This window comes from Streptomyces sp. NBC_01198 (genome assembly GCF_036010485.1).
Taxonomy (GTDB): Bacteria; Actinomycetota; Actinomycetes; order Streptomycetales; family Streptomycetaceae; genus Actinacidiphila.
On record NZ_CP108568.1, the window covers coordinates 104,943 to 125,874 of the forward strand.

General features: G+C 71.2%; 25 protein-coding genes. 16 read left to right on the top strand and 9 right to left on the bottom strand.

Annotated elements, in window-relative coordinates:
• The first annotated feature begins 3 nt into the window (after window positions 1-3).
• A complete protein-coding gene (locus OG702_RS00550; protein ID WP_327286825.1) occupies window positions 4-477 on the top strand; it encodes a hypothetical protein in 474 nt (157 codons plus the stop codon).
• Window positions 478-597: 120 nt separating this feature from the next.
• Here OG702_RS00550 and OG702_RS00555 read toward each other — a convergent pair whose 3' ends face one another.
• From OG702_RS00555 to OG702_RS00565, 3 genes are all read right to left on the bottom strand, one after another.
• Entirely contained in the window at window positions 598-2,259 is a 1,662-nt protein-coding gene (locus tag OG702_RS00555) for a SpoIIE family protein phosphatase (protein WP_327286826.1), read from the bottom strand.
• 145 nt (window positions 2,260-2,404) lie between these two features.
• Window positions 2,405-2,830 (bottom strand): DUF2267 domain-containing protein, encoded by a 426-nt coding sequence (locus tag OG702_RS00560; RefSeq protein WP_327286827.1) that lies wholly within the window; start codon window positions 2,828-2,830, stop codon window positions 2,405-2,407.
• Between the two features lie 150 nt (window positions 2,831-2,980).
• On the bottom strand, window positions 2,981-3,412 hold the full coding sequence (locus OG702_RS00565; protein WP_327286828.1) for an Hsp20/alpha crystallin family protein: 432 nt from the start codon (window positions 3,410-3,412) through the stop codon (window positions 2,981-2,983).
• Between the two features lie 129 nt (window positions 3,413-3,541).
• Between OG702_RS00565 and OG702_RS00570 the strand changes: the two genes are divergently transcribed.
• The 3 genes from OG702_RS00570 to OG702_RS00580 all read left to right on the top strand — a co-directional run bounded on the left by OG702_RS00570 (window position 3,542) and on the right by OG702_RS00580 (window position 5,705).
• Window positions 3,542-4,222: a type III effector protein gene (locus OG702_RS00570; protein ID WP_327286829.1), complete on the top strand. Its 681-nt coding sequence runs from the start codon at window positions 3,542-3,544 to the stop codon at window positions 4,220-4,222.
• 223 nt (window positions 4,223-4,445) lie between these two features.
• On the top strand, window positions 4,446-5,423 hold the full coding sequence (locus OG702_RS00575) for a YihY/virulence factor BrkB family protein (protein WP_327286830.1): 978 nt from the start codon (window positions 4,446-4,448) through the stop codon (window positions 5,421-5,423).
• Window positions 5,424-5,534: 111 nt separating this feature from the next.
• Window positions 5,535-5,705, top strand: a complete 171-nt coding sequence (locus OG702_RS00580) for a DUF5670 family protein (protein WP_327286831.1) — start codon at window positions 5,535-5,537, stop codon at window positions 5,703-5,705.
• 106 nt (window positions 5,706-5,811) lie between these two features.
• Here OG702_RS00580 and OG702_RS00585 read toward each other — a convergent pair whose 3' ends face one another.
• On the bottom strand, window positions 5,812-6,096 hold the full coding sequence (locus tag OG702_RS00585) for a hypothetical protein (RefSeq protein ID WP_327286832.1): 285 nt from the start codon (window positions 6,094-6,096) through the stop codon (window positions 5,812-5,814).
• 255 nt (window positions 6,097-6,351) lie between these two features.
• Here OG702_RS00585 and OG702_RS00590 point away from each other — a divergent pair, with 255 nt between their 5' ends.
• From OG702_RS00590 to OG702_RS00605, 4 genes are all read left to right on the top strand, one after another.
• Window positions 6,352-6,717: an STAS domain-containing protein gene (locus OG702_RS00590; RefSeq protein ID WP_327286833.1), complete on the top strand. Its 366-nt coding sequence runs from the start codon at window positions 6,352-6,354 to the stop codon at window positions 6,715-6,717.
• Between the two features lie 248 nt (window positions 6,718-6,965).
• Entirely contained in the window at window positions 6,966-9,203 is a 2,238-nt protein-coding gene (locus tag OG702_RS00595; protein WP_327293041.1) for a catalase, read from the top strand.
• Window positions 9,204-9,369: 166 nt separating this feature from the next.
• On the top strand, window positions 9,370-10,644 hold the full coding sequence (locus OG702_RS00600; protein ID WP_327286834.1) for a peptide ligase PGM1-related protein: 1,275 nt from the start codon (window positions 9,370-9,372) through the stop codon (window positions 10,642-10,644).
• A 173-nt stretch (window positions 10,645-10,817) separates the two neighbouring features.
• Window positions 10,818-11,291 carry a hemerythrin domain-containing protein gene (locus OG702_RS00605; protein ID WP_327286835.1) on the top strand — a complete coding sequence of 158 codons (474 nt, stop codon included), beginning with the start codon at window positions 10,818-10,820 and terminating at the stop codon, window positions 11,289-11,291.
• Between the two features lie 57 nt (window positions 11,292-11,348).
• Here the strand turns inward: OG702_RS00605 and OG702_RS00610 are convergent, their stop codons facing one another.
• The 3 genes from OG702_RS00610 to OG702_RS00620 form a co-directional block, all read right to left on the bottom strand.
• Window positions 11,349-12,119, bottom strand: coding sequence for an SDR family oxidoreductase (locus OG702_RS00610; RefSeq protein WP_327286836.1), 771 nt, complete (start codon window positions 12,117-12,119; stop codon window positions 11,349-11,351).
• 103 nt (window positions 12,120-12,222) lie between these two features.
• A complete protein-coding gene (locus OG702_RS00615; RefSeq protein ID WP_327286837.1) occupies window positions 12,223-13,077 on the bottom strand; it encodes an alpha/beta fold hydrolase in 855 nt (284 codons plus the stop codon).
• A 124-nt stretch (window positions 13,078-13,201) separates the two neighbouring features.
• On the bottom strand, window positions 13,202-13,900 hold the full coding sequence (locus tag OG702_RS00620) for an alpha/beta fold hydrolase (RefSeq protein WP_327286838.1): 699 nt from the start codon (window positions 13,898-13,900) through the stop codon (window positions 13,202-13,204).
• Window positions 13,901-14,067: 167 nt separating this feature from the next.
• On the opposite strand from OG702_RS00620, the gene OG702_RS00625 reads away from it, so the two are divergent.
• From OG702_RS00625 to OG702_RS00650, 6 genes are all read left to right on the top strand, one after another.
• Window positions 14,068-14,706, top strand: a complete 639-nt coding sequence (locus OG702_RS00625; protein ID WP_327286839.1) for a CGNR zinc finger domain-containing protein — start codon at window positions 14,068-14,070, stop codon at window positions 14,704-14,706.
• Window positions 14,707-14,808: 102 nt separating this feature from the next.
• Complete coding sequence (locus OG702_RS00630; RefSeq protein WP_327286840.1) at window positions 14,809-15,471, top strand: hypothetical protein; 663 nt, start codon at window positions 14,809-14,811, stop codon at window positions 15,469-15,471.
• A 177-nt stretch (window positions 15,472-15,648) separates the two neighbouring features.
• Window positions 15,649-16,206, top strand: coding sequence for a pyridoxamine 5'-phosphate oxidase family protein (locus OG702_RS00635; protein ID WP_327286841.1), 558 nt, complete (start codon window positions 15,649-15,651; stop codon window positions 16,204-16,206).
• 242 nt (window positions 16,207-16,448) lie between these two features.
• Window positions 16,449-16,643, top strand: coding sequence for a hypothetical protein (locus OG702_RS00640; RefSeq protein ID WP_327286842.1), 195 nt, complete (start codon window positions 16,449-16,451; stop codon window positions 16,641-16,643).
• Between the two features lie 39 nt (window positions 16,644-16,682).
• Window positions 16,683-17,327, top strand: coding sequence for a class I SAM-dependent DNA methyltransferase (locus OG702_RS00645; protein WP_327286843.1), 645 nt, complete (start codon window positions 16,683-16,685; stop codon window positions 17,325-17,327).
• Between the two features lie 254 nt (window positions 17,328-17,581).
• On the top strand, window positions 17,582-18,538 hold the full coding sequence (locus OG702_RS00650) for an acetylxylan esterase (RefSeq protein WP_327286844.1): 957 nt from the start codon (window positions 17,582-17,584) through the stop codon (window positions 18,536-18,538).
• A 50-nt stretch (window positions 18,539-18,588) separates the two neighbouring features.
• Here the strand turns inward: OG702_RS00650 and OG702_RS00655 are convergent, their stop codons facing one another.
• Together OG702_RS00655 and OG702_RS00660 are read right to left on the bottom strand one after the other, a co-directional pair.
• Window positions 18,589-19,017: a type II toxin-antitoxin system PemK/MazF family toxin gene (locus OG702_RS00655; RefSeq protein WP_327286845.1), complete on the bottom strand. Its 429-nt coding sequence runs from the start codon at window positions 19,015-19,017 to the stop codon at window positions 18,589-18,591.
• 145 nt (window positions 19,018-19,162) lie between these two features.
• The gene (locus tag OG702_RS00660; protein WP_327286846.1) at window positions 19,163-19,690 is read right to left on the bottom strand and encodes a GNAT family N-acetyltransferase; all 528 of its coding nucleotides are present in this window, start codon (window positions 19,688-19,690) and stop codon (window positions 19,163-19,165) included.
• A 164-nt stretch (window positions 19,691-19,854) separates the two neighbouring features.
• On the opposite strand from OG702_RS00660, the gene OG702_RS00665 reads away from it, so the two are divergent.
• Both OG702_RS00665 and OG702_RS00670 read left to right on the top strand, forming a co-directional pair.
• Entirely contained in the window at window positions 19,855-20,169 is a 315-nt protein-coding gene (locus OG702_RS00665; protein ID WP_327286847.1) for a hypothetical protein, read from the top strand.
• 255 nt (window positions 20,170-20,424) lie between these two features.
• A complete protein-coding gene (locus tag OG702_RS00670) occupies window positions 20,425-20,826 on the top strand; it encodes a GlcG/HbpS family heme-binding protein (protein ID WP_327286848.1) in 402 nt (133 codons plus the stop codon).
• Window positions 20,827-20,932: the final 106 nt, after the last annotated feature.

Below are 20,932 nucleotides of genomic sequence, written 5' to 3' on the forward strand. Positions count from 1 at the left end.
GACGTGTTACGCAGACTGTTCGCGATCCCGGCGACCGCCGCGGGTGTCGCCGTCCTGCTCGCCGCCGGCTCGGCCGCCCCGGCGGCGGCTCGGCCCTCCTCGCCGCCACCGAGCATTTGCTCAGGTGTCCTGCGGGTCAACAGCTTCGCCTTCGACCCTCCGTCGGTCTTCGCCGGCAAGTCCTCGGCGGCGGCGCTGACCGCGACGAACTGCACCGGCCAGTCGCAGGCGGTCGCCGAGACCTGGACCGGGCGCTTCAGCTCCGACTCGAGTTCGGGGACCGGGATCCCGCCGGGCTGCCCGGTGCTGGATCCGTACCCCCGCCCGGTGACCTTCGGGCCGCACGAGCGGGTCACCACGAGCACCACCTACACGACCTTTGCCGGCTGCACGGCCACCCGCCTCACGGTGACCGTCACGATCACCCAGGGCGGCACGCAGCTCGCCCGCAGGAGCGCGGACCTGGTGATCATGTAAGCGGGGCGGCGCGGCGGGCCGACGGGCGACCCGCCGCGTCACCCGTCACCTGTGGTGCGTCCCAGGGGGAGTTCACCGGAGTGCCACGACCCCGGGAGGGACGGTGCGCCTGGCGACCGGTCAGGGAATGCGCAGGGCGAGGATCGCGACATCGTCGTCGTTCTCCTCCTGCGTGGGACGCGTCCGCTCCACCAGCAGGTCGGTGAAGGCCGCCAGCGGGCGGTGCGCCAGCGAGGCGGCGTGCTTGCGGAGGCGTTCGAGACCGTCGTCGATGGGGTGGTCGCGGCTCTCGACCAGGCCGTCGGTGTAGAAGACCAGCGTCGACTGCGGCGGCAGAATCAGGCTGGCGTCGGTCCGCGCCCGGGTGAGGCCGGTGCCCAGGATCATGCCGTGGCCCTCGGTGAGGAAGTGGGTCTGCCCGTCGTGGGTGATCAGCAGGGGCGGCGGGTGGCCGGCGTTGGTCCAGGTCAGCAGCCATGCGCCGTCGGCTGCCGGCTCCAGGACGCCGAACACCAGGGTCACCATCGACACGCCCGCGAGGCGCGTGGAGCCGTCGAGCCGCCGCACGATCACGCTGGGCGCTTCGTGGTGGCTCCAGGCGTAGGCGCGGAGCATGCTGCGGATCTGCGCCATGCCCGCGGCGGCGTCCAGGTCGTGCCCGACCACGTCGCCGATCGCGACTGCTGTCATACCGTCGGCGAGGGTGAAGGCGTCGTACCAGTCCCCGCCGACCTGCGACTCGTCAGGAGCGGGCATGTAGCGCGCGGCCATGTCCAGCCCGGGGACCGCGGGGAGCTGCGGCAGCAGGTGCCGCTGCATGGTCTCGGCGACCTTGCGCTGGCGCTGGTAGAGCCGGGCGTTGTCCAGGGCCAGCCCCGTACGGCGGGTGAGGTCCTCCAACAGCGACAGGTCCGCCGGGGTCAGGGGGGCGCGCTGTTTCGACCGCCCGAGGGTCAGCGCACCAAGGACGTCCCGCAGACCTCTGATCGGGGCGATGGCGGCCGAGTGCATGCCCGTCGCCTCGAACAACCTGGCCTGCTCGATGGCGATGCCGGAGTCCGGCGGCCCCTGGTACGTCTGCGAGGTCACCAGCGTGGAGGCGGCACCGCGCAGGGCGCGTGACAGCGGCATCGGCGAGTCGGCGGGCACCGGTGGCATCGGTCCCTGCAGGTCCTCCCGGGTGCTGAGCACCCCGTCCTCGTAGTGCATGACGATGGACCGTTCGACCTCGTCGCTCTCGGTGATCAGATCGACCACGGCCCAGTCGGCGATCCGGGGGACGGCGAGCCGCACCAGGCGGCTCAGTGCCTCGTCGATGTCGAGGGTGGAGGTCAGCTGGGTGGTCGTCTCGGCCAGCATCGCCAGTCGCTCCAGCTCCGACATCGCCGACCCGGGCTCGCGCGGCAGGTCGCCGTCCACGGGACGGCCGTGGTCGGCGAAGACGACCACCATGTCCGCCGTGGGGCTCGGCACGGCGTAAGGAGCGATCAGCCAGGACAGTTCGACCAGCGCTCCGTCGCCGCGCTCGAACCATCCGGCGCCGGCCTGGGCGCACCGGTCCGAGGGCGTCCGGGCGGTACCGCCAGGGGTCCCTTCGGCGGCAGCGGGCTGTTCGCCCCCGCCCCGGCGCAGCAGATCGTGGACGTCCTGACCCAGCAGATCAGCTGCGGCCCTGCCCAGCAGCCGTTCCGCATGGCTGTTCACCCGGGCGATCGCTCCGTGCTCGTCCACCTCACACACCGCTGCCCCCAGCAGATCGGGCAGCCCGGCCGGAGAAGCCATCCCAGCTGCGGACCCGTTGCCGGTCCCAGCGCTCGACACGATCTCCCACGCCTCCTCCGGGCCGTCCCGTTCCCTCCGGGCCAGCCTCTCACGGCCGGTGCCGGCGGGCCGCCGCGCACCCGTGACCTCCGCCGGGGCGGGCCGTTCAGGCGGCCTGGACGAGTTCCGCGCGCCCGAACAGCAGGGCGTAGCCGGAGGGGAGTTCGCCCAGGGTCCGGGTCAGCAGGTCGGAGTCTGCCAGGTGGGCGAGGGCACTCAGGACCGTGCCGGTGTTCCAGCGCGCGACAGCGGGGGTCACATCGGTGCGGGCGGCCATGTCCTGCACGAAGCCCCAGCCGGTGAGGGGGTGCGCGGCGCGGGCTGCCGAGGTGAGGATGCGGGCGGCTTCGGCGGGCAGTTGTGCCGCGAGCTCGGTGCGCAGGTCTTCTGCCAGCTGGGATCCCAGGGCTGCGAGGACTCGGCGGGTGACCTGCTCGGCTCGTTCGCGGGTCGGGTACGCGCCGTCGTAGCGGATGCGTTCCAGCAGCTGGTCGTAGGTGAGCGCCGGTGCGTCCCGACGCTGTCCGGGCATCGTGTGCATGGGCGGAGAGCATGCCTTCCGTCTCGGGCGGCGGCCGGCCCGTCGAAGGGGCCGGCCGCCGGATGGGTGGTCGGGTGACGCGGTCGGGGGGAGCGGCGCCGGGGAAGCGCGATCACTCCCCCGGACGGGGGCGGGCCGGCGTCAGCCCGCGATCTCCTGCCGCTCGGGTCGCGCGCCGACGGCGATCTTGCGGGCCTTGGCGCGCTCGGCGATCGGGATGCGCAGCGTCAGCACCCCGGCCTCGTAATCGGCCCGGATGTGCTCGGTGTCCAGGGCGTCGGCCAGCAGGATCTGGCGGGAGAAGACGCCCAGCGGGCGCTCGGAGACGTCCAGCTGCACGCCGTCGCCGTGCGCGAGGGGCCGTCGTTCGGCCTTGACGGTCAGCATGTCGCGCTCGACGTCGATGTCGATCGCTTCCGGGGAGACGCCGGGAAGGTCGAAGGAGACCACGTACTCCTCGCCGTCGCGGTAGGCGTCCATCGGCATCGCCGCCGGCCTCGACCAGGTGCCGGGGCGCAGGAGCTGCTCGGTGAGTCGGTCCAGTTCACGGAAGGGGTCGGTACGCATCAGCATCGCGGAACACCTCCAGGTAGTCGGGCAGTTGCTGCCGGGTGTCGTTCACCTGCCCTCTGTTGTAGCATGTCATCCATCCGATGACAAACAGCTTCGTCACCCGGAGGGTGACACTGGGGGCCAGATCCTGTGACAGCCGACCGTTCCGCACCGCCAGGACCGCCGGAAGGAGGCGGCACGGCCGCCTCCTTCCTCGCCGCCGCGGCAGCCCTGGAGACCATCCGGGCAGCACTGCAACGCGCCGGCGCCGCCTCGCCCGGCGATGACCCCGGGCCTGCCGAGGGCCCCCGGCAGGCCCTCGCCTCCCTGCTCCTGCTGCGCGAAGTACGCGAACAGCTCGCGGGCTGGGAAACAGGCCTCATCGAGACCGCAAGGACAGCCGGCGCCAGCTGGGCGGACCTGGCCGCTCCCCTCGGCGTCGCCAGCCGCCAGGCCGCCGAGCGCCGCTACCTGCGCCTGCGCCCCGGCCCGCCCGGCTCGACCGGCGAGGAGCGGGTCAACGCCACCCGCAACCGGCGCGCCGCCGACCGCAGCATCGACACCTGGGCCCGGGCCAACGCGGCCGACCTGCGCAGGCTCGCCGGGCAGATCACCGCGCTCACCGACCTGCCCGCCGTCGCCGGCACCGCCGTCGGCGACCTCGACACCGCTCTCGCCGCCGACGACGCCGCCGGCCTGCTCACCCCGCTCGCCGCCGCGCTCCCCCATCTGCAGACCGGCCACCCCGACCTCGCCACCCGCATCGACGCCGTCACCCAGCACACCGACCACATCCGCGACAGCCGCGGCGGCGCCGCACCCGCGCCATGACACAGGCCGTGGGCCGGGAGCCGCCGGCCGCGGTCCGTGAGCGGGCCGAGCCGGGCGTGACACGCCGTGCAGCCGGGACGCGGCAGCAATCGGACATGCCAGTATTCAGCGGGACATAGCAGCATCACCTTTGTTCGCCGGTGCGAGGGTCGACGGGTACGAGGAACTGCCCGCCGCCGGTCGGCTCAGAGCGTCCGGTGTGTGAGCGCCAGGAGGGTGGACGATGGCGGAGGACAGGCCGGAACGGGGCGGCGCCGGTCCCGGAGGTGCGCACCTCGCGGAGACCGCGCCCGCGAAGCCCTCGCACCTGCCGAAGGGGGCCCTGCGCGGGATTTTCCGGCGCACGCTCAGGGAGTACAAGGACGACAATCTCGCCGACCTGGCCGCGGCGCTGACCTATTACGCCGTACTGGCGATCTTTCCCGCGACGCTGGCCCTGGTGTCGATCGTGGGCCTGCTGGGCCCTTCCGCGGTCAGGTCGCTGACCGACAACATCGCCACCCTCGCCCCGGGGCCGGTGCGCAGCGTCCTGGACAGCATCGTCAGGCAGGTGCAGAACAACGCGGGGTCGGCCGTGATCGCCCTGGTCATCGGCGTCGTGGTCGCCCTGTGGTCCGCGTCCGGTTACGTGGCGGCCTTCATGCGCGCCGGCAACGCCGTCTACGACATCGGTGAGGGCCGCCCGGTGTGGAAGACCGTCCCGACCCGCGTTGCCATCACGGTGTTCGTCGTCGTCATGCTGGCCGCCATCTCGGTGGGCATCGTCTTCACCGGAAAGCTGGCCCGCAGGACCGGGGGCGTCCTGGGCCTGGACGGCACCGCCGTCACGGTCTGGAACTTCGCCAAGTGGCCCGTGATGGTGATCTTGTTCGCGCTCGTCGTCTCGGTGCTGCACTGGGCGGCGCCGAACGTGCGGCACGGCTTCCGGTGGGTGACGCGGGGCAGCCTGCTGAGTGTCGGCCTCTGGCTCGTCGCCTCGGCTGCCTTCGCCGTCTACGTGGCCCATTTCAGCAGCTACAACAAGACGTACGGCACCTTCGCGGCCATCATCATCTTTCTCGTCTGGCTCTGGATCTCCAACATCGCCCTGCTTCTGGGCCTGGAATTCAACGCGGAGACCGAACGCGCCCGAGCCATCGAGGCCGGCCACGCCGCGGAGAGGGAGCCGTACGTCGAACCCCGCGACGACCGCGGACTCTAGGCAGCGCCCAGCCGCCCGGGTGCGGAGGCAGAAGCGGCCCGTGCGGCCGGGAAACTTCGTCCGCATGCGGCCCGCGACCAGGGGCAGACGGCCGCGTGGAGGTTGATAATCATGGGACCGTTGCTCATTGTTCTTCTGCTCGCGCTCCTTCTCTTCGGTGGGGGCTTCGCGCTTCACCTTCTGTGGTGGATCGCCATCGTGGTGCTTGTCCTGTGGCTGCTGGGATTCGTCGCCCGTGGCACGCATTCCAGCGGCCGCCGGGGCCGGTGGTATCGCTGGTAGTACCGATACAGCAGGTCAATGGGGTGCCCGCATCCAGGCGGGCACCCCTCCTCCGTTGGTCGCTGTCAACGACGTACGCGGACATGGGCCCCAACCCTGCGGCGGGTCACTCGGTGCCGCCCGGCGGCCTGGCCGCCGGCGGCCCGTAACCGCCGGCCACCGGCGGTCGCGCGTTCTTCTGCTCGCGCAGTCGTCGCAGGCGAGCGGTCAGGGACCGGATGATCGGGAGGCGGTTGCGATGCGTCTGCTCGTAGCGGAGAAGATCTGACAACTCCTCCTGGCCGAGGCTGGGGAAATAGCTCTCGGCCGTCCGGCCCGGGAGGTGGTTGTAGCCGACGATGGGCAGCTGCTCCGTCGACGGGCCGCCTCGCTCGTCCTCGAACATCTCCATGGAAACCTCCCCGAACTTCCCTCGCACGTCTGCCCGCTTCACCCGGCCGAAACACCCGGATCTCCGCGGTCGCCCCTGTGGTGCCGGCTCGCCGGGAGCGCGTCCCGCACGACGCCACCCCTCCCCCGCGCCCCCTCCGGGCGTGCCGCTGCCTGCTCCGAGTGCTTCCGGGTAGGTGATGACTGCGGCGATGCCTGTGCGGCATCGCGCATGACACTCGGTGGTTCAGCAGTCCGTGGGAAGGGAGCGCCGGCAATGGACAGCGATCTCAAGGTGGCCGTGGCGGAAGAACGGGGGGAGCTCACGGTGGTGGCGATGACCGGCGAGCTCGACATCACCACCGCCGCCGAGGCCTACGTCAGTACCACGGCGCTCCTCGTCGGCCGGCCGGACCTGATCGTGGACCTGTCAGGCGTTACGTTCTGCGACTCCTCCGGCTTCAACGCCCTGCTGCGCCTGCGCCGCCGGGTGGTGGAGGCCGGCGGGTGGCTGGCGCTGGCTGCCTCGCCGAAGCCGATCGGCAGCCTGCTGACCCTCACCGGGACCGACACCGTCTTCGCGGTCTACCGCAACGTCGCGGAAGCCGTGACGGACTACGAGCGCCCCGAGGGCCGTCAGTGATGTCGCCGGGACGCCGGGCAGCTGACGCGGGCTCACGGCCTCGCCTGACGCGCCGGGGCAGAGCCGTCCGGGCGGAGTCGCCACCGGATGGCTCAGCCCATGCGTATCGGGGGCCGCCCGCCGGGTACTCGCCATGGGCGGTCGGCGCAGGACCTCCGGCCACCGCATGCTGTGGAGCTCCCCGAGACGGATCGGAACACAAGGTGACTGCGAAGAAGAAGAATCCCCTGGCGGCGACTGCCGACAAGGTGGCCGAGACGGTCAGGAACGCGGTCGAGGCAGGTCACACGATTCCTGGCGCCCCCGGCCCGAAGGCACCGTCCGTCGAGGAGCCGACCGCGCCGACCGGCCCCCTGCCGCCCAAGCCCGACCAGCGCGGCCCGGAGACGTACAGCCCCACCGGCCAGGAGACCAGGGTCGCGCAGAAGAGGATCGCGCAGGGCGGCGACCGGCTGACCACCGCGCAGGGCGCCCGGCTGTACGACACGGACCACTCGCTCAAGGCGGGCCCGCGCGGTCCGGTGCTGCTGCAGGACCACCACCTGCGGGAGAAGATCACCCACTTCGACCACGAGCGGATCCCGGAGCGGGTGGTGCACGCGCGCGGCGCCGCCGCCCACGGCGTCTTCCGCGGCTACGGTGCCGCGGAAGGCATCAGCAAGGCCGCTTTCCTTGCCAAGGGCGTCGAGACGCCCGTCTTCGTGCGGTTCTCCACCGTGCTCGGCTCGCGCGGCTCGGCCGACACAGTGCGGGACACCCGGGGCTTCGCGACGAAGTTCTACACCTCGGAGGGCGTCTTCGACCTGGTCGGCAACAACATCCCGGTGTTCTTCATCCAGGACGCGATCAAGTTCCCCGACGTGATCCACGCGGGCAAGCCGCACCCCGACCGGGAGATCCCGCAGGCGCAGAGCGCCCACGACACCTTCTGGGACTTCGTCACCCTGCACACCGAGGCCACCGCCCACACGCTGTGGAACATGTCCGACCGCGGCATCCCGCGCTCGTACCGGATGATGGAGGGCTTCGGCATCCACACCTTCCGGCTGGTCGCCGCGGACGGGGCGACCACGCTGGTGAAGTTCCACTGGAAGCCGAAGCTCGGGGTGCACTCCCTGGTGTGGGAGGAGGCGCAGATCACCAGCGGGATGGACCCGGACTTCCACCGGCGCGACCTCGCGGACGCGATCGAGTCCGGCGCCTTCCCGCAGTGGGAGCTCGGGGTGCAGACCTTCCCCGACACCGAGGACCAGATGTTCCAGGGCATCGACCTCCTGGACCCGACGAAGATCGTGCCGGAGGAGCTCGCGCCCGTCCAGCCGATCGGTCTGATGACGCTCGACGCCAACCCGTCGAACTACTTCGCCGAGACCGAGCAGGTCGCCTTCCACCCCGGCCACCTCGTGCCCGGTATCGACGTCACCGACGACCCGCTGCTCCAGGGCCGGCTCTTCTCGTACCTGGACACCCAGATCAGCCGCCTCGGCGGCCCCAACTTCGGCCAGCTGCCGATCAACCGTACGCACGCCCCGGTCAACGACATGCTCCGCGACGGCATGCACCAGACCGCCGTCCACAGCGGAGTGGCGCCCTACCGGCCCAACTCCCTCGACGGCGGCTGCCCGTTCCTCGCTGGCGCCGACTCCGGCGCCTACATCGAGTCCCCCGTCGAGGTGGCGGCGGGCCGCAAGGTGAGGGAGGCCCCGGCGTCCTTCGACGACCACTTCAGCCAGGCCCGGCTGTTCTGGCTCAGCATGACGCCCACCGAGCGCGAGCACATCATCGCCGCGTACACCTTCGAGCTCAGCAAGTGCTACGAGACGGCGATCAGGGAACGGGCGCTGAGGGTACTCGCCAACATCGATGCGGAGCTGTGCGAGCAGGTCGCCACCGGTCTCGGGCTGCCCGCGCCCGAGCCGGAGTTCCGGCTCACCCATCCTGCTCCGAGCCCCGCGCTGTCCCAGATCGGGCGGGAGTGGCCGCTGGACGGAAGGGTCGTCGGCATCGTCGTGGCCGAGGGTCAGGACCTCGGCGGTGTCCGTGACGTTCGCCAGGCCGTACGGGAGGCCGGCATGGTCCCGCTGGTCATCGCCCCGACGGGCGGCGTGCTCAGCCCGGACGACGGCCCCGTCACGGTGCAGCGCACCTTCGGCAACGCCCGCTCCATCGAATTCGACGCCGTCCTGGTCGCCGGCGCGCCTGCCCCGGGGGCCGACGCCTACGGCGCACGCGACGCCAAGGTGGACGACGGCGCGGCCGGCGCGCAGGGCGTCGACCCGCGGGTCGTGCTGCTGCTCAACGAGGCGTACCGGCACGGCAAGGCGATCGGCGGCTGGGCCGACGGTTTGCGGGCGCTGGAGTCCGCCGGCATCGCGGCCGGGGCCGAAGGTGTCGCTGTCGGCACCGAACCCGGCACCGTCCTGGAACGGATCACGGCGCTGCTGGCGGGCCACCGCGCCTGGGACCGCTTCGCCCCGGCTGTCTGACCCCTCGCACGGCTCCCGCCCGGTACGGGGCGGGAGCCGTGACCATGCCTGCGGGCGACGGCCGACTCGGGCCCCGCGGACAATGGGAGAGAACCGTTGCGCCCAGGTCCGTCGGGCGCGCGGGGCACCCATCGACCACCAGCGCACCCGCGGAGGCCTCTTCATCGTGATCAGCGAGCACGAGCACCCGGGCGCCCTCGTCGTCCTGGCCAATTTCGTCTCCCCGCTGGCGGTCGACCTGCGGGAGGAATCGGTCCTTCGCCAGTGGTCGGAACAGGCACCTCGCAAGCTGTGGCTCATGCGGCCCGGCGATGTCGTGATCACCCCCGTCCCCTTCAACGACCCCTTCCGCCGCTACGTCTTCGACCGGCTGGGAATCCCGGACGGCTCCGTCACCGTCATCACCGTGCCCGACACGCCGCACCTCCCCATGGCCGAGGCACTGGCCGCGCACGGTCTGCTTGAGCCCCTGCGCGCCCTGGTCCGTGAGCGCCCGGGAGCCCGTCTCCTGCCGACCGCGCTGGATGAGGCCTCCGTCGCCCTGGCCGCGGACCTCGGCGTGCCCGTCGCCCCTTACGAGCACGGCGTGCCGGGCCCTGGCGTCCTGCAGCGGGTCGCCGACCTGAACACCAAGTCCGGCTTCCGCGGCATCGCCGGCGACTTGGGCTTGCGGCTGCCGACCGGCCGGGTGTGCACCGGGGCGGAACTCACCCGGGTGACCCGCGAACTCCTGGCGGCGCACGAGCGGCTGGTCGTCAAACCCGACCGGTCGGCCGGCGGCCACGGCATGCACTTCGTCGCCCGTGACGACCCGGCCCCGCACCCGGCACCACCACCTGACAGCCGCTGGGTCGTGGAGGAATACGTCGACCACACCAGAGCGGTCAGCGCCCAGGGGTACGTCACCGCCGCCCGGGTCGAGGTCACCTACGACGGCGAGATGAGGATGAGCGGCGGCTCCTTCGCCGGCTACCGCTCGCCGCTGGACGGGGTGTCCGGCACAGCACGCCGGGAACTGGCCCACTGGACACGGGCGCTGGGCCGGCATCTGGCCGCCGGGGGCTACCGGGGGCCCTACAGCCTGGACGCGGTGTGCACTGAGGACGACGTCCTCTACGCCCTGGAGTGCAACGTGCGGCGGACCGCGACCACCACCGCCCAGGCGATGGTGACCCGGCTCGTCCCCACCGGCGGTGCGGTGCCCGCGTGGTCCACCGGGACGATGGCCGCGGTCTCACCGCTGTCCTTCGACACGGCGCTCGCGCGCCTGGGCGAGGCGGGACTGGACTTCCGGCCAGGCGATACCGAAGGAGTGCTCCTCTACGCCGACTGCCCGCCCGACGGGCGAGGCTGGCGCTACGCAGCCCTCGCACGCGACCACACCCGGCTGACCGAGCTGGAGGTCCGGCTGGCGGCGTCGCTCGGACACGAAGCCCTCTGACCCACAGGCGCCCCGGTCCGCCGTTCGCACGGCGGTGGACGAGACGGGGTGAGTCATCGGAGTTCCCGGGGGTAGTCGCCCCCGCGCCGGCACTACGGACGCATCGTCGCGCCGGCGAAACCGCCGCCGGCGCTCTGCCGCGTGTGGTCCGAACAGGGAACACGGAGGTCACGATGGATGCGATCGTGCTGCTGAAGGACGACCACAAGACGGTCGAGAAGCTGTTCAAGGAGTTCGAGCAGGCCGGCGACCGCGCGTACAAGACAAAGCGACGGATCGCCGACACGGTGATCCAGGAACTGACGGTCCACACCTGGATCGAGGAGAAGATCTTCTACCCGGCGGCCCGTGCGGCGGTACCGGAGACCACCGACCACGTCCTGGAGAGCGTGGAGGAGCACCACGTCGTGCTCTGGATGCTCTCCGAGCTGGCCGGCCTCGACCCGGAGGACGAGCGCTTCGACGCCAAGATGACCGTCCTGATGGAGAACGTGCGCCACCACGTGGAAGAGGAGGAGCAGGAGTGGTTCCCGCAGGTGCGTGCCGCCCTGGGCCGCACGCGCCTGACGGAGATCGGCGAGCAACTGGAGGCCGCCAAGCCCACCGCTCCCCGCGACCCGCTCAAGGTGCCCAGCGCCGACGCGTAGCCGGTTGCCATCGATGCACGAAGCGGGCCGCCTGGCAGGTCGCGGGCGGCGAGCAGGTCAGACGGACTTGACCTCGCCGCCGTCCATCCGCAGGGTCGAACCGGTCATCCAGCGCGCCGCCGGCGAGACCAGGAAGCCGATCAGCTCGGCGATCTCCTCCGCCTGGCCGAAGCGCTCGATCTCGGCCTCCTGCGGGAATCGGCTGATGGCGTCCTCGACCGTCATGCCGTGGGCGGGCGCCCAGTGTTCCAGGTAGGAGCGGCGGCGGCCCGTCAGGACGGCGCCCGGCATCACGCTGTTGACCTGGACGCCATCGGTGATGCCGCGGTCGGAGAAGGCCTTGGCGAGGGCGGCGATGGCAGCGTTGATCGTCCCGACGGCCGCGTACGGCGCCTTGGGGAAGATCGCGGAGTTGCCGGACATCAGCACGACGGAGCCCTTGGCCTCGACCAACGCGGGCCAGGCCTCGATCGTCAGCCGCCGGGCGCCGTGGAGCTTGAGGGCCATGCCCGCGTCCCACTGCTCGTCCGTCATCTCGAACAGGTCGATCTGCGGTACGGCGCCGGCGATGTTGACCAGCGTGTCGATGCGGCCGAACGCCGCGAGCGCCTCGTCCACCACGGTTCTGGCCGCCGCGGGCGCGGAGAGGTCCAGGTCGATGACGCGGGTCCCGGCACCGGCCGCCCGCACCTGGGCGGCGGTGTCCTCCAGGTGGGACCGGTTGCGCGCGACGAGCACCACCGAGGTGAAGTCGCGCGCAAGCCGGATCGCCGTGGCGCGGCCGATCCCCTGGCTCGCCCCGGTGACCACCGCTACGGAGTCGGGCATCGAACTTCTCCTTGGGTATTGACGGGTTGCGGGCCGGGTCGGGACGCCCGACCGACGGGCGAGGACCGCACCCGGGCCCGCGGGCAGGTGGACGGCGTGACGCTCATGCCGGCAGGAAGGCGCGGATCGCGCCGGCGATCTCCTCGACGTGGGTCTCCAGCGCGAAGTGGCCGGTGTCGAGGAGGCGGACGTCTGCGTCCGGGATGTCGCGCCTGAAGGCCTCGGCCCCGGCGGGGAGGAAGAACGGGTCGTTCCTGCCCCAGACGGCGAGCAGCGGAGGCCTGCTGGTCCGGAAGTACTCCTGGAACGTCGGGTACAGCGCGACGTTGTCCGCGTAGTCGAGGAACAGGTCCAGCTGGATGTCGTCCGCGCCTGGGCGGGTCAGGTAGTGGTTGTCCAGCTCGTAGCCGTCCGGGCTGACCCGCGTCTCGTCGGGAACCCCGTGGGTGTACTGCCAGACCGTCGTCTCCGGCTGGATGAGTGTCCGGATCCCGTCCCTGGTGGCCTCCGACGGGTCCTTCCAGTACGCCTGCACGGGAGCCCAGCCGTCGCTCAGACCGTCCTCGTACGCGTTGCCGTTCTGCGAGATGATCGCGGTGATCCGCTCGGGGTGCCGGGTGGCGATCCGGAACCCGACGGGCGCGCCGTAGTCGAAGACGTACAGCGCGAAGCGGTCAAGGCCGAGTGTCTCCGTCAGCCGGTCGATCACGTCGGTGATGTGCTCGAAGGTGTACTCGAAGTCGCCCCGGGCGGGCATGTCCGACTTGCCGAAGCCGGGCAGGTCGGGAGCGATGATGTGGAACCGGTCCGCGAGCAGCGGGATCAGCTCCCGGAACATGTGGCCGGCCGACGGGAAGCCGTGCAGCAGGATCAGTGCAGGCGCGTCCGCTGCGCCGGCCTCGCGATAGAACACCTTCAGACCGTCCACATCCGCGGTGCGGTATGCGATGTCCGCCATCGTGGGTCGCCTCTTCCTTCGGGAACGCGGCCGACGGTGCGTGGCCGCGGTGGGCTGGGGATCACGCCCACCGGTAACTTTCTGGGTCTCGTTCGTAGGGTTACTCAGTGATGCGGCACGGCCGTCAGCGGCCGGATTCGACCTCGCGCACCGCTTCCATGACGATGTCGACGACCGCCGAGGGTGCGGTGACCATGGGCACGTGATCGGCCGGGACCGTGCGCACCCGGGCCTTCATCCGCTCGGCCATGAAGCGCTGGGTCTCCGCGGGGATCATCCGGTCCTCCTCTGCCACCAGGAACCAGCTCGGCGCGTCCTTCCAGGCCGGACGCCCCACCGGGACCCCGATCGACGCCGCCGCGAGAGGCCGCTGGGCGGCGGCAAGCACTGCCTGGTCGTCCGTCGAGGCCTGCTGGGCGAAAGCCGTCGCGAAGGCCTCCTCGGGCAGCCAGATCAGCTGGTGGCGGTCCGGGCCGAGTTCGGGGGCCTGCGGATGCGGCTCGTTCCGGTAGAAGACATCGGCGACCGTCTCGCCCTCGTCGGGGGCGAGCGCCGCGACGTACACCAGTGCCGCGACCTTCTCGCTGGTCGTCGACGCGATCACCGCGCCGGCGTAGGCGTGCCCCACCACGACGACCGGGCCGTCGACCCGCTCCAGCGTCCGGTCGAGCGCCGCGACGTCGTCGGCAAGCGAGGTCAGCGGCAGTGGCACGGCGACCGCGCGCACCCCCTCGGACCGCAGGCCGGCGATCACCTTGTTCCAGCTGGACCCGTCGGACCAGGCGCCGTGCGCCAGTACCACCCTGACCGCGCTCTCCTGCATCGCTACTCCTTCTGAGTCGCCCTGCTCAGGCGACATACGGACGCTCCATGGGTAACTCCCTTGACGTCGTCAGCGAGGTTACGAAGCAGATCCGTAACTTGTCAACAGGGCGCAAGCCGGTTACCTTGCAGGAACGCACCACCAGGCACCAGGAAGGGACAGACAGGATGGTCCAACACGCTCCGGCTCTCTTTCTCGCCGACGCGCTCGGCCTGGACTTCCTCAACTCGATTGCCACACCGCTCGACAGGGAGATCGACTGGATCGAGGACGGCGACGGCCTCCTGTCCTGGCTGGAGCAGGCGGAAGCGGCGCCGCCCCGGGTCCTCGCGGAGCTGCGCGAGCAGGCCCTGCCCGGCGAGCTCGACAAGCTCGCCGCCCAGGCGCGGAGCCTGCGCGAAGAGCTCAGAACGTTCGTCCACCAGCGCCGGGGCCGGCCCCTCCCGCCGGAGGACCTCGGGGAGCTGGCACCGCTGAACCGGCTGCTGGCGCGCGACGAGCAATTCCTCCAGCTCACCGCCGGGCCGGAGGGTGCACCCGGCCTTCACTTGCACAGGACGCGCCGCTGGCGCTCACCCGATGCGCTGCTCCAGCCCATCGCCGAGGCGCTGGCGCGGTTCCTCAGCGAGGAGAACTTCGTGGACGTCAAGGCGTGCGAAGGGCCGGCGTGCACGCTCATGTTCGTCGACCACACCCGAGGACGCGTCCGCAGGTGGTGCAGCATGGCGATCTGCGGCAACCGCGCGAAACAGGCCGCACACCGGACCCGGCTCAAGACCACCTCCGGCGCCGGCAGCACCGCCTGACGTCTGCGCAGCTGGGTGCGTCGGACGTCAGATGTCAGAGGTCAGAGGCCGTCCGGAAAAACCATGCAGCGGGGAACCGCGACAGGTGGGGATACTGGCCCGGTGAGCAACGCCATGGCCGAATACGAAGCGGACACCGAGCAGTTGAAGCGAAGGGTCTACCTCGGCCTGCGCGAGGGCAACCTCGACCCGCAGGACGTCGTCGCTCTCGCCTGCGAGCTGCTCGACTGGTCCCGCTGCACGGAGGCGGTCCTGGAGGTTGTCGAGCGGAACCCGGCGGAGGTGCCGCGGGCGGAGATGACCGCGCTGGCCCGGCGCGTCCTGGACGACGCGGGCTTCGATCCCGGCTTCGACCTCGCCCCCGGGCGTCTGGAGACGTTGCGCGCCGCGCTGCGCATTGCCGCCCGCGACCTGCCCACGCGCGGGATCGAGGGCGAGCCGCAGATCGAGGTCCTGGAGGACTGGTTCGCGGTGGGAGCCGGTGTCCGCCTTGCCGGCGGCGAACGGCTCGACTGGGGCGGCCACATCCTGCCTGGCATGTGCGACGACCCGACCACGGCACTGACCAGCCTGGCGGTCCTGATCCAGGAGAGCCTGCTCGAATGGACCTGGCAGGTCTGGCCGGTGTGTCCCCGGCACGACCTCGGTGTCCACGGCTCGCAGCGGGGGCGCGAGGCCGTGTGGTGGTGCGCGGGCGACGGCGGACACGTGCTGGCGCCGGTCGGCGAGCTCGCGAACGTTCTCGGCCGCCGTCGTCCCACGTAGTGCTGCGGCGCGGAGAAGTGCGTCTCATCGGCCGCTCGTAGCCCGTCACAGCCTCCCGGTAGTCCGGCGGTTCCGCCCCCCGGGAGGTTCCTGGCGTGCGCACGGCCCCGGACGGCGTAGTGCCGATTGCCACGCGGGCGGTGTGTCGTTAGCGGAAGGAGAGGAAGGAGATCCGCCATGACGACACAGGGATCCGCAAAACAGCCCACCGCCGAGCTCGACGACCGCTACAGCTCCGCGCTCAATCCCCGCCCCGGCGCCGCGGCCGCCACGGCGACCGAATGGGATCAGGCACAGCAGCACCTCGAGGCCGCCGGGATCTTCTGGCTGTCCACAGCGCGACCCGACGGCCGGCAGCACGTCACTCCCGTGATCGCCGCCTGGCACGAAGGAGTGCTGTACTTCTCCACCGGCACGCACGAGCAGAAGGCAAAGAACCTGGCCCATGACGGCCACTGCGCACTGACCACCGGGGGGAACTCCCTCACCGAGGGGCTCGACCTCGTGGTCGAGGGCACGGCGCAGCGGGTTGCCGATCCGGCAGCCCTGGAGGTGATGATCACGGCGTACGAGGCGAAGTACCGGTCGCACATCACGTCACCCGAGGGCACCTTCCACGGCATCGGGGACGCCATCCGCGGTGGCCACGTGGCGGCTTTCGCGGTGACCCCGGCCGCCGCGTACGGCTTCGGTCGCAACGGTGGGGTGTACACCCACACCCGGTGGACGTTCTGAGCAACGGCGCCTGCCCCAGCTGTGGATCGCGACCCGCGTGACGGCCGGGAGCCGTGACGGCGGCCGCCGTCACGGCTCCCGTGGTCCGCGCGCGGACCACGGCGGGATCACCTCGGCGCAGCCCGGCTGCGGTCAGCGGCCCCGTCCGGCCGGCACGCGGGCTCGCGTGGGGCGGCCGGACGGGGCAGCAGTACGCCGTCGCCTTCGCCGCGGCGCTGGGCGAGCCCGTGGGCTACCGTCCGATGAGCATCGAGCAGTTCCGCGCACAGGGGCTGCCCACCAGCAACGAACTCGCCAACATGTTCCGCTACTACCGCGACGCCGAGGCCGAATTCATCGGCGCCAGGCAGTTGGACGGAGTACGCGAGCTCAACCCGCGGCTGGAGTCGTTCGCACAGTGGCTCCGGCTCCACCAGGGCTCCTTCACCGGCCTGTGAGATGCTCCCGGGCGACCGGCACGGCTACTGTGTCGCAGCATGAAAGCGGACAGCTGGTTGGTGGACACCTCGGTCTCGTACGACACGGTGGCAGCAAGCTACGCCGACAAAATGCGCGGCGTTCTGGGTGACGAGCCCTACATACGGGCAGCTCTGGCCCTGTTCGCCGACGCCGTCCGTGGCGCCGGCGGAGGGCCCGTGGCCGACGTGGGATGCGGACCGGGCCATATCACCGCCCACCTCAACAGCCTGGGCGTCGACGCCTTCGGAATCGACCTCTCCCCCGGGATGGTCGAGGTGGCTCGCGGTGACCACCCGGGAGTCCGGTTCGAGGTCGGCTCGATGACGGCTCTCGACCTCGACGAGGCGTCCATCGCCGGCGCGCTCTCCTTCTGGTCGCTGATCCACATCCCTGACGAGGCCGTCCCGGCGGTGCTCGCCGGCTTCAGGCGAGTGCTGCGTTCCGGAGCACCGCTGCTGATCGGCTTTCACGTGGGCGACGGGTCGAAGCTCAAGACGGAGGGCTACGGCGGTCACCCGATGAAGGTCCACGTCCACCGGCGCCGGCCCGCCCGAGTGGGCGCTTGGCTGCGCGAGGCCGGGTTCACGGTCGAGGCCGAGATGCTGCTCGATCCGGAAGGAAGCGCTCCGGGTGCGATCCTCTTCACTCGCAGTTCCGGCTGACGCGTAGCTCTTTCATCCAGGTGACGGCAAGGACCGCCGGACCACCTCCAGAAGACGCCGGGGCCCGGGCCATTCGGTTCCGGGGCAGGGCTCAGGCCTTCTTGACACGACTGCGCTGCGCCCGTGCCGCCGTCCGGGCCGGCGGAACATCCTTGTGCCGGCCTCGCACCGGGTCCGATAATCATGCGTTGACACGAGTCGATCTCTTTCGAGGACCAGACTCCAGCCGACATGACATGGGGGGAGAGACCTCGATGCCCTTGACCGATCTCACGGTCCCGCAGCTCGCGGCGTACCGCTGCGCCACTCCGGAGCCAGCGGATTTCGACGCGTTCTGGAAGCGCACTCTGGCGGAGGCCCAGCCGTCGGCGAGCTTCGCGTCGCATCCGACACCGCTGCGTACCGTCACCGTCCAGGATGTGACCTTCACCGGCTTCGGTGGAGCGGCAGTACGCGGGTGGTTGCTGGTGCCGGCCCACGCCGAGGGGCCGCTGCCCTGCGTGGTGGAGATCCCGGGCTACGGCGGCGGGCGCGGCCTGCCGCACGACTCGCTCGTCTACTCGGCCGCCGGGTACGCACACTTCATCATGGACCTGCGCGGTCAGGGGGCGCACTGGCTGGTCGGTGACACCCCCGATCCGGACGCCTCCCCGGAACCGCACTACCCCGGCTTCATGACCAGTGGCATCGCCCTCCCGGAGAGTTACTACTTCCGACGGGTCATCACGGACGCGGTGTGCGCGGTGCGCGCGATCGCCGCGCATCCGGCTGTCGACGCGGAACGCATCGCTCTGATGGGCGGCAGCGCCGGTGCGGGTGTCGCGCTCGCGGCGACCGGGCTCGGCGCTCCCGTGCGCTGCCTGATCGCCGACGTGCCCTACCTGTGCGACATTCGGCGCGGGTGCGAGCTCGCCACCGAGGGCCCCTACCTTGAGGTGGTGGGCTTTCTGCGCGCTCGGCGCGACCTCGTCGACCAGGTCATGCGGACGCTGTCCTACGTCGACGGGGTGTTCTTCGCGCGGCGGGCATCGGTTCCGGCGCTCTTCAGCGCCGCGCTGATGGACCCGATATGCCCGCCGTCGACGGCGTACGCGGCCTACAACGCCTACGCCGGCCCCGCGGAGATGAGGCTGTGGGAGTTCAACGGGCACGAGGGCGGCGAAGGCTTCCAGCAGTTGCGCCGGCTGGACTTCCTCGCCGAGGCACTGTGAGACGGTCCCGCTTCTCGCGGGCGGCGCGTGCCCGGGCGTCCGAGGCGGCGTCAGCGCAGGCCCAGGCCCTTCATCGTGCGCGCGTCGAGGCTGCCCGCGCGACGCCGGAAAGCCGAGAGCGAGACGGTGCGCAGCTCGTTGGTCTCCAGGTAGCTCCGCCGGCCCTCGGCGTCGTCGACGGTGCCGACCGGAAGCGCGACGACCCCGGGGAGTTCCTCGTGGAAGCGGGAGGTGATCTTCGCGACCCTCGCCTTCCGGCCCCGCACCGATATGACCAGGCACGGGCGGTCCTTCGCCCCGACGACGTCCTCGTAGGGGACCTCGGCCCACCACACCTCGCCACGCCGAGGGCCACTGCCACGAGCCGGGGCGGTGGAGGGCGTGGACCCCTGGCGGATTCGCCGCCATGCCACCACCACGGCTGCCGCCACTGCCATGAGGACGACGGCACCCGTCACCACCCAGATCTGCGAGCTCATCGGCGGTTCCTCTTCCGTCAGGCACGTGGACACCTGGGAGCGGCCTGCTCCCTGCCCGGACGACTTCCCTCGTCCGGCGCGCCTACCCCCCGCGCCGGCGCCCAGCTCGCGGTGACGCGGCCGCCGACGGGCTCCGTGACAGCTCTCAGCCGCCGAGGATCCGCTCCCACAGCAGCCCGTCCCGCCAGCTCCCGTCGAGGAAGATCGAGGAGTGCGCGACGCCGTACGGGGCGAAGCCGTTGCGGCGCAGCACCCGCTGTGAGGGCAGATTCTCCAGGTTGGTGGACGCTTCGGCCCGGTGCAGGCCGAGTTCGTCCGTCATCACCTGGAGCAGCAGCCCGACGGCGCGCCCCGCGTGCCCCTGGTTCTGGGCGACGCTCGCGATCCAGTAGCCGACGGAGCCGCGGCGCAGGTGCGGCTGGGGCAGGATGCCTCCGACGGTGACCTGCCCGATCACCTGGTCGTCGGCGAGGACCACACCCGGCCAGACCGCGCCGGCCCGGTGCCCGGCCAGCAGGCCGTCGATCCGCGCGGCCTGGCCCTCCGGGGTGAAGAAGTCGGCCGGATGGGCCGGTTCCCACGGCCGGAAGGCCTCGACGTCCCGCACCCGATGCGCGGCGATCGTGGCGGCGTCGGCGGGCTCGATCAGGCGGATCCTGGTGCTGCTGTGCATGGGGGCTGACCTCGTCGCGACGTCGGATGAAACGGTTAGCCTACGTGAGCTCCCCGGCCCGCCCCGAGGTCGGTTCGTCTCCGGCCGGTCAGGCGGCGGCCCCGGCCGGCAACGCGACTGCGACGGCGCTGCCCCACCCGGCCGGCAGATGGACAGGCACATGCGTGAGTACGAAAGGCATCGCGATGGAAGAGGCACGACTGCCGGAGATTCTTGCCGAGTGGACGGACTTCGACGTGGCGGGATATCGGCTCGGCAGATTCATCGGGGCGGTACCGCAGGAACGGAGTTTCGGGTCCATGAAGGGAGCGTTCTGGATCGACGGTTTTCCGCTCGGCATCATGCTGGACGAGATGCTCGAAAGCATGGTCAAGGCAGGGGTCCTGCAGAAGAACGACGACCTGCAGTACCGGTGGAATCCCGTGCAGCCGGATCCCGACGAGTCCCTCGACGAGGAGCCGCTGCCCCCTTTGCGGTGACCCGCGGCGAAGTCCGCCATCGGCTCGGGCGACGGCCTCCGTACGGGCGACGGCCGGGCTGCTCCGGATACCCGACGCGACACGGCCGGCGAGTCGTGTCCTCCCGGCGATTCTGCGATGGGGCTCATATGCTCGTCTGCGCCGCCTTTTTGTACGGACCCTTCCGCCGGTGGGGGTGCCGCTCCCGGCGATAATCCGCGCGCCATACATATTCTTCGCGGCCGGCGCATCCCGAACGACGAAAGGACCGTGGAAGTGACGACCCTGACGCTGCAGGAGGCGATGGACCGCACGGCCGCCGGTATCGCCAAAGCCACCGAAATGGGCGTGGCCATGAACGTCGCCATCGTGGATGCCGGGGGCCATCTGCTGCACTTCTCGCGGATGGAAGACGCCTGGCTCGGCTCCGTCGACATCGCGGTCAAGAAGGCGCGGACCGCCGTGCTGTTCAAGATGCCGTCCGCGGCGATCGGCGAACTGTCACAGCCGGGCGGCGACCTGTACAACATCGAGATCACCAACGGCGGGCTGGTCTCCTTCAGCGGCGGCCTGCCCATCGTCGGCGCGGACGGCCGCATCGTCGGTGGGGTGGGGGCCTCGGGCGGCCTGATCTCCGAGGACGCCGCCGTCGCCGAGGCGTGTCTCGCCCACCAGTAGGCGGACCGGCAGCGTACGGTCCTCCGGCGGTCTCGGCCGACGTCTCGGGTGAGATTTGCCGTTCCTGGGTGGATTTCGGTGAAACCGCACGCGGAGATCGGCAGTT